11 protein-coding genes and 1 tRNA gene are annotated in these 14,137 nt (G+C 67.2%); 6 read left to right on the top strand and 6 right to left on the bottom strand.

All coding sequences use genetic code 11. The features are described 5' to 3' along the window. Window positions 1–7 precede the first annotated feature (7 nt). Window positions 8–1,348: an NAD(P)/FAD-dependent oxidoreductase gene (locus CAL26_RS07330; protein ID WP_179283329.1), complete on the top strand. Its 1,341-nt coding sequence runs from the start codon at window positions 8–10 to the stop codon at window positions 1,346–1,348. 26 nt (window positions 1,349–1,374) lie between these two features. Here the strand turns inward: CAL26_RS07330 and CAL26_RS07325 are convergent, their stop codons facing one another. Beyond that, window positions 1,375–3,621 carry a DUF3604 domain-containing protein gene (locus CAL26_RS07325; RefSeq protein WP_094846967.1) on the bottom strand — a complete coding sequence of 749 codons (2,247 nt, stop codon included), beginning with the start codon at window positions 3,619–3,621 and terminating at the stop codon, window positions 1,375–1,377. A 94-nt stretch (window positions 3,622–3,715) separates the two neighbouring features. Between CAL26_RS07325 and CAL26_RS07320 the strand changes: the two genes are divergently transcribed. Together CAL26_RS07320 and CAL26_RS07315 are read left to right on the top strand one after the other, a co-directional pair. Beyond that, the gene (locus CAL26_RS07320) at window positions 3,716–4,639 is read left to right on the top strand and encodes a LysR family transcriptional regulator (RefSeq protein ID WP_094846272.1); all 924 of its coding nucleotides are present in this window, start codon (window positions 3,716–3,718) and stop codon (window positions 4,637–4,639) included. A gap of 148 nt (window positions 4,640–4,787) precedes the next feature. Beyond that, window positions 4,788–5,756, top strand: a complete 969-nt coding sequence (locus CAL26_RS07315; protein ID WP_094846271.1) for a Bug family tripartite tricarboxylate transporter substrate binding protein — start codon at window positions 4,788–4,790, stop codon at window positions 5,754–5,756. Window positions 5,757–5,883: 127 nt separating this feature from the next. Here the strand turns inward: CAL26_RS07315 and CAL26_RS07310 are convergent. Both CAL26_RS07310 and CAL26_RS07305 read right to left on the bottom strand, forming a co-directional pair. After that, a tRNA-Arg gene (locus tag CAL26_RS07310) sits at window positions 5,884–5,960 on the bottom strand. Between the two features lie 142 nt (window positions 5,961–6,102). Continuing rightward, on the bottom strand, window positions 6,103–7,059 hold the full coding sequence (locus CAL26_RS07305) for a LysR family transcriptional regulator (RefSeq protein ID WP_094846270.1): 957 nt from the start codon (window positions 7,057–7,059) through the stop codon (window positions 6,103–6,105). Window positions 7,060–7,314: 255 nt separating this feature from the next. Between CAL26_RS07305 and CAL26_RS07300 the strand changes: the two genes are divergently transcribed. From CAL26_RS07300 to CAL26_RS07290, 3 genes are read left to right on the top strand one after another with little or no spacing between them, the layout of a single operon-like run. After that, window positions 7,315–8,376 carry a tripartite tricarboxylate transporter substrate binding protein gene (locus CAL26_RS07300; RefSeq protein ID WP_094846269.1) on the top strand — a complete coding sequence of 354 codons (1,062 nt, stop codon included), beginning with the start codon at window positions 7,315–7,317 and terminating at the stop codon, window positions 8,374–8,376. Between the two features lie 26 nt (window positions 8,377–8,402). Further along, window positions 8,403–10,049, top strand: a complete 1,647-nt coding sequence (locus CAL26_RS07295) for a thiamine pyrophosphate-binding protein (protein WP_094846268.1) — start codon at window positions 8,403–8,405, stop codon at window positions 10,047–10,049. Between the two features lie 21 nt (window positions 10,050–10,070). Further along, window positions 10,071–10,853 (top strand): sulfite exporter TauE/SafE family protein, encoded by a 783-nt coding sequence (locus tag CAL26_RS07290; RefSeq protein WP_094846267.1) that lies wholly within the window; start codon window positions 10,071–10,073, stop codon window positions 10,851–10,853. A gap of 13 nt (window positions 10,854–10,866) precedes the next feature. Here CAL26_RS07290 and CAL26_RS07285 read toward each other — a convergent pair whose 3' ends face one another. From CAL26_RS07285 to CAL26_RS07275, 3 genes are read right to left on the bottom strand one after another with little or no spacing between them, the layout of a single operon-like run. After that, a complete protein-coding gene (locus CAL26_RS07285; protein WP_094846266.1) occupies window positions 10,867–12,603 on the bottom strand; it encodes an L-aspartate oxidase in 1,737 nt (578 codons plus the stop codon). After that, window positions 12,600–13,214, bottom strand: coding sequence for a fumarate hydratase C-terminal domain-containing protein (locus CAL26_RS07280; protein WP_094846265.1), 615 nt, complete (start codon window positions 13,212–13,214; stop codon window positions 12,600–12,602). The genes CAL26_RS07285 and CAL26_RS07280 overlap by 4 nt, the downstream gene beginning before the upstream one ends. Before the next feature lie 2 nt (window positions 13,215–13,216). After that, the gene (locus CAL26_RS07275) at window positions 13,217–14,092 is read right to left on the bottom strand and encodes a fumarate hydratase (protein ID WP_094846264.1); all 876 of its coding nucleotides are present in this window, start codon (window positions 14,090–14,092) and stop codon (window positions 13,217–13,219) included. Between the last annotated feature and the right edge of the window lie 45 nt (window positions 14,093–14,137).

Here is a 14,137-nt window from a genome sequence, read left to right as displayed (position 1 = left end):
GCCAACGATCAGCATCATGAGACAGCCGTTACTGAAGATAGACTTCAATACCCCCCTGCCCAAACACGTGGACGTCGCGGTTATCGGCGGGGGTGCCGCGGGGGTGATAACTGCATATGAGCTGGCGAAGCGAGGACAGACCGTCGGCATTTTCGAGAAAGGACGGATCGCCGCGGAGCAGAGCAGCCGAAATTGGGGCTGGTGCCGTACGCTGGGCCGCGACACACGCGAGTTGGGCATGGCCAAGCTGAGCGTAAGGCGCTGGTCGGAAATATCCAGCGAGATCGGCGCGGACGTCGGTTTTCGCGAGACGGGCATCACGTTCGTCACGCAAAGCGAATCCGAGCTTGCGGGCTGGGAGGAATGGTTCAAATTCGCGCAACGCTCCGGCGTCGGCGCCGAAATGCTGAGCCGCGAACAGGCGAACAAAGTCTACGCGGAAAACGGCAGTCCCTGGATAGGCGGCGTCCGCACTTTCCACGACGGATACGCCGACCCGTCATGCGCGGTACCTCTCATCGCCCGGCATGCCGCTCGCATGGGCGTTTCGGTGCAGCAGAACTGTGCCGTCAACCGGCTGTATTTCGAAGGAGGCAACGTTGCCGGAGTCGAGACCGAACGAGGCCTCGTGCGGGCCGGTTCGGTGGTCATCGCCGGCGGCGCCTGGTCTTCGCTGTTCTGCGTGAAGCACAAAATCGTGCTGCCGATCTTGAATGTCTATTCATCCGCGTCCAAGACCCGCGACGACATGCAGCTGGATTTCCGAGGCCCGCTGAAGGCGCCCGAGTTCTCACTGCGGGAACGGCCGGCCGGTGGATACATCCTGGCCAAGAGCGGCCGCGGATCGGTGCCCATCGTCCCCAACAGCCTGCGATACGGGACGCGCTTCATGGGCCTGTATGCAAGCCGCCGAAAAAGCATCAACCTGCGATTCGGCCGTGAATTCTTCCGCCAGCTATGGAACGAATTCGGCTACCTGTACCTGAACCGATCGCCCTTCGAACGAAACCGCGTGCTCGACCCCGCGCCGGATATGTCGCTGGTACGCTCTGCCTATGAAGCGTCGGCAAAAGTATTTCCCGGATTCGGACCGGAACGGCTGGATATCGCCTGGGGCGGCGCGATAGACAATACGCCCGACGGCATCCCGGTGGTATCGGCGGTGGACGGCATGCCCAATGTCTATCTCTGCACCGGCTTCAGCGGACACGGGTTCAGCAGCTCCATGGGCGCAGGAACCATGCTGGCTGATTTGATCGTGAATGGCGCCGCGGCGCCCGAGCTCCGGCACTTGTCGCACAAGCGCTTCCTGACAGGAGAAAAGCTGGCGCCCAACATCATCTATTGATCGGGAGGCGTCCGACGGGGCGGTCTTTATCTCCTCGAAATATAGACAGGGCTGGAATAGATGAAGAAACCGTCCTCCGTCGTCACGCGTACATAGATCGCATTATCCTCGCCGGCATGCAGCGGCACGCGCACCCGGCGGCGCATGCGGCGGACTTCGTTCACATCCGGCAGGCGGTAGATCTGCAGGCGCCGCTGCAGGCCGCCATTCTCCCGCACGATGGGCGACAGGCCGATGTCCGCCACGTCGACGTCCACCTCGATCAGCGGGGTACGCACCTTCAGGACGCCCGAGTTCGAATCCGCCAGCCGTACGTCGACGCCGCTGAACCCGCCTGTCGTGAGCGACTTCCAGCAGAGGCGCGCGGGCTCCGGATGGTCCAGCGTCTTGTCCAGGTTCCAGAAATTGATCGGCTGTGGATCGACGAAGGCGTTGCCGTCCAGGGTCGCCTCGCCATCCCAGACGGTCTGCCGCCCGCGCCCACGATAGCCGGATCCTTCCCAGACCAGGCGGATGCGGCTGCCCAGGTCGCCGGGGGCGTAGGGATACAGCGTATGCGCGACTTCCATCCGGTTGCGCACTTCGACGCGTTCGATGGCGCCGTGGGTGGCGACGTCGAATTCGAACTCGACGAAGTCGCCGTCGTAATCGACGATCGCGCCCATCTCGACGCTGTCGACCTGGCGCTGCGTCACCGGCTGGCCCAGTTTCGGATCGTCCGACCAGCACTGCGCCGGATGAGCGAAATGCGCACGCACGTCCAGATAGGCGCGGCAGCCGGTCGTCGCGTAGTGACGCCGCTGGCGCAGCGCTTCGGCGATCGCGGGGCGCGTCAGTTCGTCGGCGATCAGGCAGCTCAGGCCGCCGTAGGCGCCGAACAGCGACGCGCCGGGGTGGCTGGCGCCGTGACGTCCTTTGTGGCCGTCGCTGTTGGCCAGGATGCCCACCCGGTAGCCCAGCTTGAAGGCGTCCTCCAGCAGCCATTCGAACGTGCCCCAATCGGAGTGGATTTCCACCGACCGTTCGATGCGCGCGTCATGCGACAAGGTGATGTCCGCATAGCGTCCGCCGATATGCGCGAAGACGACGACATCCTCGTCCTTCAGGGCGTCGAACAGTTGGTCGGCGCTGTTGCAGTCGCTGTCCAGGTCGCTCAGGTCATCGACCAGCGCGTGGGATGAGCGATGAATGGGACGCCCTTCGCGCAGGTACATGACGTTGCGGTCCCCGCCCAGGCCGGTGTTGCCCGACCATTCGTACCCGGGAAAAATGATGAAGCGGCCATCCTCGTTGTACTTGGCGGTGAGGACATTCAATTCCCGCCAGAAGTCGCTGGTGATCTGGAAGTCGTTGCCCTGGTGGCTCATGACGTCCAGGAAGGCGCGGTCGCGCGCGAAGACGATCAGCTCTTCCGCCGAATTGGTACCTATGGTTTCTTCCGACTGGCCATGCAGGTCGCCCCAGAAATGGCGGCGCGCGACGCGGGCCGACACGCGGCAGGGATTGCTGCGCGCCACCACGTGGCCGTCGCGCAGCACTTCGATCTCGAGGTCCCCTTCCTGCGTCGGCACGATGTTCTCGATCACGGTGGCATAGTCGCCCGCCGCCACCGTGAAACCGGCCGGCATGCCAGCGACGTCCAGATTGCCGCGCAAGCTGAAGTCGCCCGCCACGCGATGCGAGGGATTGCCCCATTTGTCCTCGCCCTTGAAACCCAGCCGCACGGGCTGGCCAAGTTCCACCAGCGAAGGCAGGACCGCCTTGTAGCTGGCCGCGGGCCCGGCCACGACCGATATGGTCGGCGAGTTGGGCAGCTCGGTGTAGTTGTAGGTCGCGAAGGCGTCGACCAGCACGCGGAATTCGAAGGTGGGTTCGTGGAAGGTCTGGACCCGCATGCCGGGCGAGCCCTGGCGCGTGTCGCCGAAGCGCACCACGATGCGATCGCCCTCTTCCAGGTAGCCGCGCACGACGCGGATGAACAGCGTCTTGTCCCAGGGGCGGATGTTGCGCTTGCCGTCGTATTCGACCTGCAGCACGGCGCCGTTGCTGGCTTCCACCGTCGTGTAATTCCAGCCTTGCGGATCGTCGAACTGCGGCTTGCCCATGTCGCTGGCGAAGCGGTGCACGATCTTCAGGGAACCCGTGTCGTCGATGCCGAAGTAGCCGGCCGTGTAGGTCAACGTGAAACAGGCGAAGCTGCCGGCCTCGAACTCGCCGGTCGGTTCGATGGCGGCGGCGCCCATCAAGTGGCGGACATACAGGGAATGCGGCATGGACGACTCGCGGGTCAGTATGGACCCTTGCATCCTAAGCGCGCGCCAGGCATGCTCCTATGGTATATACGCTATTTCTCCATGACGCCAGGCTATGGAAGACACTTCGGAACCCGTGTCGCTGCGGCAGTTGCGCGCGCTGATCGCGGTGGGCGACTCGGGTAGTTTCACCGGCGCGGCCGAGCAGCTGGGCATGTCGCAGCCCTCGGTCAGCCACCTGGTCCGGCGGCTGGAAGCCGAACTGGGGCAGACCCTGGTGGTCAGAGGCCGGGACGCCTGCCTGACCCCGCAAGGACGCGCCATTGTCGACGTGGCGCGCCGCGCCGTGCTGTCGATCGACGCCGTGCTGCGCGAGTGCCGCGAGATGACGCAATTGAAGGCCGGTTCGGTGAACGTTGCCGTGGGGCACGTGACCGCCGCCACCCTGCTGCCGGAAATCCTGCGCCGCTTCCACAAGAAGCACCCGGAGCTCGAAGTCACCGTGGTGGACTGCGTGGTCGACCACATCCGCGCCAAGCTGCTGGCCCACGAAGCGGATATCGGCCTGGGAGCCTTGATCGCCCCCGACGACTCCAAGCTGGTCGTCGAAAATCTCTGGGATTGCGGGATGGCGCTGTTCGTCCGCGACGACCATCCGCTGGCGCGGCGCGCGTCGGTCGACGCCCGGATCCTGGCCGAACTCCCCTGTATCCAGCTCAATCCGAACGCGCATGCCTGGCTGGCCATCAGCCGCAAGCTGATCGCCCACAACATCTATCCCCGGGTGGAACAGCGCGCCGTGCTGGTTTCCACCGCCCTGGGCCTGATCCAGGCGGATATGGGCGTGGCGATGATGCCGCGCATCGCGACCATGGTGATGCCCCGCGGCATCAAGGGAATACCCTTGAGCGAGCCGGAACTGGAATGGCCGATTTCGCTGGTCCGGCTGGCGAACTATCCCCTGTCGCCCGCCGCGCAGGCCTTCGCCTCGGTGGCGCGCGACACGATCAAATCCTACGGCAAGCGCGCCGGGGCATAACGCGACGACATGACGGTATAAGCGCGGCGGCCTAGGGACGGGGCGTGGCGTCCGATACGCTGGCTGGGCTTTGGTGCGCTGCGCAACGCCAGCGACAGGCACGTAGCGGTTCGCCCGCGTATCGCCAATATCGACCGTCGGAGTCGTCATGAAAAAAATACTAGGGGTTTGCCTGGCCGCCCTGGCCGGCTATGGCTTTTCGGCGCAGGCCGACACTTTCCCGTCGCGTCCCGTCACGCTCGTCGTGCCGCTGGCCGCCGGCAGCACCGCGGACATCCTGGCGCGCGCCATCCAGCCCGGGCTTTCCGAGCGGCTGGGCCAGAGCGTCGTGGTGGAAAACAAGGCCGGCGGCAGCGGCCTGATCGCCATGAACTACGTGGCGCGCTCGGCCCCCGACGGGTACACGCTGGTCATGGGGTCGAACAATACCTGGGCCATCAACCTGGGGCTGTACAAGACCATGCCCTACGATCCGCAGAAGGACTTCGCGCCGGTCGCCTACCTGGCCGGCGGATCGAACGTGCTGATCGTCAAGCAGGGCGGCAAGTACGACTCCGTCAAGGCGCTGATCGACGCGATGCGCCAGCATCCCGGCCGCCTGACGTTTTCGTCCGGCGGGAATGGCACGACCCATCATCTGTCGGCCGAAAACCTCAAGGCATTGACCGATACCAACGCCACGCATATTCCCTACCGGGGAGCGCCCCAGGGCGTCACCGCCGTCATGGCGGGAGAAGTCGACTTCGGCTTCTACAACACGCCCAGCGTCTCAGGGCTGGTGAAGGAAGGCAAGGTCAAGGCGCTGGCCACCACCGGCGAAGCACGCTCGCCGCTGCTGCCGGAAATCCCCACGATGATCGAAGCCGGCGTTCCGGGATACGTGATCTCCGTCGATTTCGGCCTGCTGGCCCCCGCCCACACCCCCCAGGCCGTGATCGACCGCCTGAACGAGACCACGCGCGCGGTCATGAACGACCCCAAGCTGCAGGAACGCCTAAAGGCGCTGGGCTACGAGGTCTTCCGCGACGAGACCCCGACGCAGTTCGCCCGGTTCATCCAGCAGGACATCGACAAGTGGGTGCCGCTGGTGAAGCGGTCGGGGGCGACGATCGATTAGATCGGGATAAATCAGGCGGGAGGAGTCGGACGGCGAGCCGTCCGGAAATGAAAAACGGCTTGAAGGATGAACCTTCAAGCCGTTTTGACTGCCTGAGTTGATTGTCTGACCAATCAAGCAGTGATATTGGCGCGCCCGGCAGGATTCGAACCCACGACCCCTTGGTTCGTAGCCAAGTACTCTATCCAACTGAGCTACGGGCGCTTGGTACTGCTCAAATTACTACTGTACTGCAAAGAAGAAAGATTATAGCACGAATTTCTTTCTCTTCAAGTCGTCCCCCCCGATCCTGGCGCGCCCGCCGATCGACGGCGGGACCCGGTTTCGCGGGAAGGGCGCAACTATATCAGAAAGCCGCCACGGTTTTCCGGCGGGTGCCGCGCCTGGCATCCGGGCCGGGCTCGTGGGGCGGCTGGGGCGCTTCGGATGCCAGGGCAAAGTATTCCTTGACCGCTTCGGTGAAGGCGATCCGGCTGTGGCGGCCCCGTTCCAGCAGGCCGACGCGGCGATAGACCTCCACGCCCGGCAGGGGCACGACCCGCAGCGCACGGTCCTGCGCCCAGGCGACGTTGGCCAAGCGGGGCACGATGGACACGCCGAAGCCATGCCGCACCAGCTCGACGATGGCCTCCACCGAATTCAACTCCATGCTTTCGCGCACGCTCGCGCCCAGCCGGTCCAGCACTTCCTGCACCAGGATCCCCGTCCAGGTGTTGCGCTCGAAACGCAGGAAAGGCGCATCCCCCAGCACGTCGTCCACCCGGGACGCCAGGGGAAAATGCGGCTTGCGCGGCACGATCAGGATCATGGGTTCCGCATACAGCGGCGTCCACAGCAGATTGGACGACAAGGGATGCGGCGGCTGGGTGACGATCGCGGCGTCCAGCTCGCCGCGCTCGACCCGCATCGCGAAATCGCTGGACAGGCCGGCGAACAGGCGCACATCCAGCCGCGGATAGCGCTGGCGCACCGTCCATAACGCATCGGCGAAGGCGCCCATCAAGGCGGACACCAGCGCGCCTATCACCATGGTCCCGGACATGCCGTCGCCGCCGGCCTCGGTGCCCAGCGATTCGTAGCGGCGCACGATGTCGGCGACTTCCGGCACCAGCGCGCGGCCCGCGGGGTTCAGCACGGCGGATCGCGCGGTACGGTCGAACAGGCGGCAATTCAGGCTTTCTTCCAGCGCGCGGATCTGCAGGCCCACCGCGGCGGGCGTCAGGCCGATCTCCTTGCCGGCGGCAGCGAAGGTGCCGTGCCGGGCCACGGCCAGGAAGGTCTTCAGGGTGCGTATGGAGGACATGGCTGGGGCGCGCGCCGCCTCTGGCGCGGGGCGGCGCAGAGGAAGATTTGCTTTGTCTCGACCGAAGAATATTTAGCTTTTGATTTATATAGATGATATAGAACAATAAACTGCGCCGCTGCCTGGCGCATGCATCGCTATCCCTAAGGTATCCCGGGGGCCGCCGGCGGCAATGCGACTCCGGTCAGGACAAAAACATCGATAACAGCGTGGCGCCAACCCCGGCGGGGCTGGACGCCGCCGGAGGAGACCCTTATGAAACGCATCGCATGCCGCGCCTTCGCCGCGGCCCGTCCGAGGCACCGGCAGCCCGCGCGCGGCCGGGCCGCATTCCGCGGCACGGCCATCCTGACCTGTGCCGCCCTGCTCGCCTGCGCCCTGAACGCGGCGGCGGCGGCGGCCGAGCCTCGCTATCCCGAACACCCGATCACCATCGTCGTGCCCTTCAGCGCCGGCGGCGATGCCGACCTGGCGGCGCGCAACCTGGCCAAGGCGGTGCAGGCCATGCTGCCCCAACCCATGGTGGTGCTGAACAAGGGCGGCGCCAACGGCGCGATCGGCTCGATGTTCGTCCGCGAAGCGGCGCCCGACGGCTACACGCTGCTGCTGGCGCGCGTCGGCTCGCAAGCCATCCTGCCCGCGCTGCAGGCTGACCTGAAATACAAGTGGAACGACTTCACGCCCCTGGGCCTGCTCGACCTGAACCCCATGGTGTGCGTCGTCAACGGCGACGCGCCCTACCGCACCCTGGGCGAACTTGTGCAGGCCATCCGCGACCAGCCGGGCAAGCTCAACTACAGTACATCCGGCCCGGCCACCGTGCTGAACCTGGCGACCCAGATGCTGCTGGATGCCGCCGGCCTGCCGCCGCAGGCCGCCGCGCAGATCGTCTACAAGGGCGGCGGCGAGGCGACGGCGGCCGTGTTGTCCAGGGAAGTGCAGTTCAGCTGCAACAACGTCACGGCCCTGATCGGCAACGTCAAGGCCGGCCGCCTGCGCGCACTGGTCACTACCACCGCGCAGCGCCTGCCCGAATTGCCCGACGTGCCCACCGCCAAGGAAGCCGGCTTTCCCCAGTTGGAACGCATCAGCGGCTGGAGCGCGCTGTACGGCCCGCCCGGCATGCCGGCGCCCCTGGTGCGGCAATGGGCCGATGTGCTGCTACGCTTGTCCAGGGACAACGAATGGCTGGCCGGCGTGCGCAATATCGGTTCCGTGCCGAACGTCATGGCGCCGGCCGCCACCGCGCGCTTCGCGGAAGAACAGTACCGCCTGTTCCGCGACCTGGGCGGCAAGCTGAACATACAGATCAAGTAGAACCACAATCGGAGGAAGACCGCATCATGACCCGATCCCGCAATGGCGCCGACGCGCTCGTGCAGACCTTGGGCGCCGCCGGCGTCAAGCGCATCTTTACGCTGTCCGGCAATCACATCATGCCGGTGTTCGATGCGTGCATCGACGCCAACATCCAGCTGGTGCACGTGCGCCACGAGGCCGCCGCGGTGCATATGGCCGATGCCTGGGCGCGCTTGACGGGAGAAGTCGGCGTGGCCATGGTCACCGGCGGGCCCGGCCACGCCAATGCGGTGTCGGCGCTGTACACCGCGTCGATGGCGGAATCGCCGGTGCTGCTGCTGTCCGGCCACGCGCCCAACAACCAGATCGGCATGGGTGCCTTCCAGGAAATGCGCCAGGCCGACGTCGCGGAACCGCTGGCCAAATGGTCCGCCACGGTCGGCAACGCCGACGCCATGGCCGGCGAGGTCGGCACGGCCATGCGCATCGCCCGTTCGGCACGCCCGGGTCCGGTCAGCCTGGGCCTGCCTACCGATGCGCTGGAAGCGGCATGCACCTCGCAAACCGATGCGCCGCAATCCTTCGATGCCATCGCGCAGGCGCTGGATGCAGGCGTCGCCGCGTCCCTGCTCGAACGACTGCGGGCCGCGCGGCGGCCGCTGATCCTGACCGGCCCGGCCGCCATGATGGGACCGGCGCTCGCGCGTGCACGCGAACTGGAGGCCGCCAGCGGCATCCCCGTCATCGGCATGGAAAGCCCGCGCGGCGTCGCCGATCCCAGCCTGGGCGCCTTCGCGCAAATGCTGGCGCAGGCCGATTGCATCCTGCTGCTGGGCAAGCGCGTGGATTTCACGCTGAAGTTCGGCAAGCCGCCCGCCATCGCGGCCGACTGCGTTTTCCTGCAGGTCGATGCCGATGCGCCCGAGCTCGAACGCACGCGCCGGGCGGTGGGATCGCGGCTGGAGGCGTGGGCCCTGGCCGACGCGGCATCGGCGATGAACGCGTTGCTGCGGGCCGCCATGGCATCCGCCAGATCGCCACGGCACGGATCGTGGACGCAGGACGTGCGCGACGCCATCGCCTACAGACCCGAGGCCTGGCGGACGGCCTCTTCCACCCTGCCCGGCCGCATGCATCCCGTCCAGGCGCTGGCGCCCGTGCAGCGGCTGCTGGACAGCCATCCCGACTCCGTACTCATCGCCGACGGCGGCGAAATCGGCCAATGGGCGCAAGCCTGCCTGCATGCGCCGAACCGGGTGGTGAACGGCGTGGCCGGTTCCATCGGCGCGGCCCTGCCCTTCGCGCTGGCCGCGCGCCTGGCGCGCCCGGATGCCCCGGTGGTCACCGTGATGGGCGACGGCACCTTCGGCTTCCACACCGCCGAAATGGACACGGCGGTGCGCTATCGCCTGCCTTTCATCGCGGTGGTCGGCAACGACGCGCGCTGGAACGCCGAATACCAGATCCAGCTGCGCGACTATGGCAAGGACCGGCTGATCGGCTGCGAGCTGCTGCCGGCGCGCTACGACGCGGTCACCGCGGCGTTCGGCGGCTTCGGCAGACAGGTGACCGACCCGGCGCAGGTGGCGCCGGCCATCGACGAGGCCTATCGTTCGGGGCTGCCGGCCTGCCTGAACATCATGATCGAAGGCTTGCCCGCCCCCACCGTCAGCCGTCCGGCGGGCGCCTGAGCCGCGCCAGGATCGACGACGATGTGGGATTTCCTGGTATCGCATCTGGGCGCGTCCGTCACCGGCGTGGACCCATGGCCGCTACTGGTCGCCGGCATGGCGCTGACCGGCGGCTACATCATTTTCGGGATGACGGGCTTCGGCTCGGCCATCGTCGCCATGCCGTTGCTGACACAGGTCATGCCCCTGCACCGCGCGGTGCCCATCATGCTGGTGTGCGACATGGTCTCCGGCATGCTGCTGGGCGCCACCAGCCGCCGCGACGTGGAGATGACGGAGTTGCGCCGCATCGTTCCATGGATGCTGCTCGGCATGGTCGCCGGCCTGGGCATGCTGATGTACGTCCCGGAGCGGCCGCTGCTGATCGTGCTCGGCGTAGGCGTGCTCGGCTACTCGCTCTGGCGTCTGCGCGGCGGCGACGTCTTCCGCCGCTTGAGCGCGGGCTGGGCCATTCCCCTGGGCGTGGGCGGCGGCGGACTCACGGCGATGTTCGGCACCGGCGGGCCCCTGTACACGATCTACCTGGCGGGCCGGCTGGAAGACCGCCATGCATTGCGGGCGACGGTCGGCACCCTGATCATGCTCACCGGCGTGACCCGCCTGGTGATGTTCGCGATCACGGGGCTGCTGCTGCAGCCCGCCGTGCTGGCCCTGATGGTGTGGCTGGTGCCCTGCTGCCTATTCGGCATGCGCGTGGGCTCCTGGCTGCGGCACCGCATCTCGCCCGCGCACATCTTCCGCCTGCTGTGGACGGTGCTGATCCTGGGCAGCATCAGCCTGCTGGCGAACGCGATCGCCGGGTGAGCCGCGGCCGCCGTCAGGCGGCGTCGCGCAGCAGCGTCGTTCCCGGCGCGACGCGCGTGAAGCCGACAGGCTCGCGCGCGATGCCCACCGCGCCGTCCCGCCACCGCGCCACCGTGTAGGCGGACCCCAGCATATCGCCGGCCAGGGGAAAGTCTTCCCGGAAATGGGCGCCGCGCGAATCCTCGCGGGCCAGCGCCGCTTCGGTGATGACCTGGCTGACGGTGATCAGGCTGCGCAGGTTCAGCCAGTCATGCCAGGTCGGATTGAACGCCCGGTCCGCGCCGGCCACGCCGGTCAGCGCCAGGCGATCGCGCAGGCCGGCCAGCGTGCCGCGGGCGCGCAGCAGGCCCGTGGCGTCGCGCATGATGCCCACGTCGTCCCACATGCAGTCGTACAGGGCTTCGCGTATGGCGTTCAATCCGTCCGCCGGCCGCGCGAAGGGCGCCAGCGCGTCGTCGACCGCGGCGGTGATGGCCGCCTCGTCGGGCGCGTGCCATTGTCCTTCCTGCCGCACCCAGTCCGCCATGCTGTCGCCGGCGATGCCGCCGAACACGGTGGAGTTTGCCACGCCGTTGCCGCCCAGGCGGTTCGCGCCGTGCACGCCGCCGGTGTCCTCGCCGGCCGCGAACAGGCCGCGCAGCGCCGTCCGGCAGTCCGGCTGGAACACCACGCCGCCCATCATGTAATGCGCCGTGGGCACCACTTCGACCAGGCCGCCGGCCAGGTCGAAACCGCAGTCGGCGCAGCGCTCCACCATGCCCTTGAACTGGCGCCGCACCTCGTCGACGCCCAGGTGGTGCATCTGGATATAGACGCCCCCGTTGGGAGACGTGCGTCCGGCGCGCATTTCCGCATAGATGCCGCGCGAGACGATATCGCGGGTGGCCCGGTCGGCGCGCGCATCGTAGCGCTCCATGAACCGCTCCTTGTCGCCGTTCAACAGGTAGCCGCCGGCGCCGCGCAGGCCTTCTTCCAGAACGGTGCCGGTCATGCGCGTCTGGGTGCCGGCCAGCAGCCCGGTGGGATGGAATTGCACCATCTCCATATCGCGCAGCGGCAGGCCCGCCGCCAGGGCCATGGCCAGTCCGTCGCAGCTCTTGTCGCCGGACGGCGTGTGGTACTTGTACATGGTCGGGCCGCCGCCAGTCGCCAGCAGCACCGCGCGCGCCTGCACGAAAACGAAGCCGCCGGTACGCACGTCTATCATCAGCACGCCCGCCAGCGACTCGCCGTCGGCGCCGCGCACCAGGGCCAGCGCGCGATGTTCCTCCAGCCTGCCGATGCCGCGCCGCCATACCTGTTCGGCCAGGCGATTGATGATCTCGATGCCGGTCAGGTCACCCTTGTGGACGGTCCGGTCGAAGGTCTGTCCGGCGAAGGCCTTCTGATGCACCGTGCCGTCCGGGTTGCGGTCGAAGAAGCAGCCCAGCTCGTTTTCCAGTTCGTGGATGCGCTCGATGGCGGTACTGACCAGCGTCCATGCCAGGTCCTGGTTCGCCAGCCACTTGCTGCCTTCAATGGTGTCCATGAAGTGGCGTTCCACCGAATCGCCGGGCGCCAGCGCGACGTTGTAGCCGCCCTGCACCATGCGCGTGCAGCCGCATTTGCCGAGCAGGCCCTTGACGGCCACGGTGATCGACAGATCGGGCGCGCGTTGATGCGCGTGAAGCGCCGCGAACAATCCCGCGCCGCCGGCGCCCAGGATCAGGATATCGGTGCGCAGGCGTTTGATGGGCTGGGCCAGGTTCATGACGCGCTGACTCCCAGGCCGGCCAGGACGGCGGCGCGGCGCGCCTCGGTGTCCTGCCTGACGGCGTCGTACAGGCTGGCGCCGTGGCTGTCCATCGCGACCAGCAGCGGACCGAAGTCGCGGATACGGAAGCGCCACAGCGATTCGGGGTTCAGGTCGTCGAGGTCGACGTCCTCGATCTGCTCGATCCAGGTGGTCTCGAGCGCCGCCGTGCCGCCGATGATGGCCAGGTAGGCGCCGCCCAGTTCGCGGAAGGCATCCTGCGAGCCCTGCCGCAGGCCGCCCTTGCCGATCACCAGCCGCACGCCGTACTGCTGCATCAGCGGCCGCGTGAAGCGCTCCATGCGGTCGGACGTGGTCGTGCCGATGCAGACGGGCTCATAGCCCGCCGGGTGCGCGTCGCTGGGCGGCACCTTGCGGACATTGGGCGCGGTATGGATGACCGCATGGCCCGCCAGGTCCATGCGCGTCCTGCGGCCCTTGTCGAACATGTGGATCTGCGTGGCGTCGCGGATGCCGTAGAGCGTGCGCTGCAAGGTGACGGTATCGTTGACGCGCAGCTGCCGCGCCTGCGCCTCGGTCACCGGCATGATCAGTTCGTGGTGCGCCATGGTCAGAATCCGTAATCGATGCCTTGCGGCGTGATGACGGCGCGGGCCCGCCGCGCCGAGTGGCATTGCATGTTCACCGCCACCGGGTTCATGGTGATGTGGGTATGGGCCAGCTCGATGTGCACGGCGAACGCCGTGCCATCGCCGCCCAGGCCTTGCGGCCCCACGCCCAGCTGGTTGACCGCGGCCGACAGCACCTGCTCCAGCCGCGCGCCCTCCGGATCCGCGCATTGCGTGCCCAGCGGCCGCGTCGCCGCGCGCTTGGCCAGCGCCACGCAGAGATCCGACGTCCCGCCCACGCCCACGCCCACGATGGTCGGCGGACAGGTCTTGCCGCCCGCCGCGATGACGCAATCGACCACGAAGGTCTTGATGGCGTCGATGCCTTCCGCCGGGACCGCCATCTTCAGGAAGGAGTTGTTCTCCGAGCCGCTGCCCTTGGGAATCATCTCGATGGACAGGCGGTCCGGCGCCTCGTCGAAATCGATATGGATGACGGGCACCTCGAAGCCGCAGGAGGTGTGGTTGTTGCCGCGCGTCAGCGGATGCACGACCGACGATCGCAGCGGATGCTCGCGCGTGGCCCGCTCGCAGCCCCGGCGGATGGCCTGCTTCAACGCGTGGCCGTCGACCTGGACGTTGCGGCCGATGGCGACGTTGTAGATGGGTATGCCGGTGTCCTGGCACAGCAGGTTCTCGTTGTCCTCGGCGACGCGGATATTGGTGCGCATGGTCTGCAGCACACCGCGCGCGACTTCGTGCGTTTCATCGGCGGCCAACCTGTCTATGCCGGCCTTGACGTCCGGCGGCAGGATTTTCAAGGCGCGGATGTAAAGGTCCTTGGCGGCTTCTTCCACCGCCGCGAGATCTGGCTTCATGCTGCTGCTCCCATCGCGCGCGTCGTCGCGGCCGCACCGGCCGCG

The sequence above is a fragment of the Bordetella genomosp. 9 genome (genome assembly GCF_002261425.1).
Lineage (GTDB): Bacteria > Pseudomonadota > Gammaproteobacteria > Burkholderiales > Burkholderiaceae_B > Bordetella_C.
Note: the sequence above shows the minus strand (reverse complement) of the source record. Positions and strands in the feature narration are given on the sequence as shown.

What these genes read in the sequence shown, in the direction of transcription:
- CAL26_RS07325 (WP_094846967.1), bottom strand. Translation starts at nt 3,621, where the DNA reads ATGCCGCATTCCCTGTATGTCCGCCACTTGATGGGCGCCGCCGCCATC.
- CAL26_RS07320 (WP_094846272.1), top strand. Translation starts at nt 3,716, where the DNA reads ATGGAAGACACTTCGGAACCCGTGTCGCTGCGGCAGTTGCGCGCGCTG.
- CAL26_RS07315 (WP_094846271.1), top strand. Translation starts at nt 4,788, where the DNA reads ATGAAAAAAATACTAGGGGTTTGCCTGGCCGCCCTGGCCGGCTATGGC.
- CAL26_RS07305 (WP_094846270.1), bottom strand. Translation starts at nt 7,059, where the DNA reads ATGTCCTCCATACGCACCCTGAAGACCTTCCTGGCCGTGGCCCGGCAC.
- CAL26_RS07300 (WP_094846269.1), top strand. Translation starts at nt 7,315, where the DNA reads ATGAAACGCATCGCATGCCGCGCCTTCGCCGCGGCCCGTCCGAGGCAC.
- CAL26_RS07295 (WP_094846268.1), top strand. Translation starts at nt 8,403, where the DNA reads ATGACCCGATCCCGCAATGGCGCCGACGCGCTCGTGCAGACCTTGGGC.
- CAL26_RS07290 (WP_094846267.1), top strand. Translation starts at nt 10,071, where the DNA reads ATGTGGGATTTCCTGGTATCGCATCTGGGCGCGTCCGTCACCGGCGTG.
- CAL26_RS07285 (WP_094846266.1), bottom strand. Translation starts at nt 12,603, where the DNA reads ATGAACCTGGCCCAGCCCATCAAACGCCTGCGCACCGATATCCTGATC.
- CAL26_RS07280 (WP_094846265.1), bottom strand. Translation starts at nt 13,214, where the DNA reads ATGGCGCACCACGAACTGATCATGCCGGTGACCGAGGCGCAGGCGCGG.
- CAL26_RS07275 (WP_094846264.1), bottom strand. Translation starts at nt 14,092, where the DNA reads ATGAAGCCAGATCTCGCGGCGGTGGAAGAAGCCGCCAAGGACCTTTAC.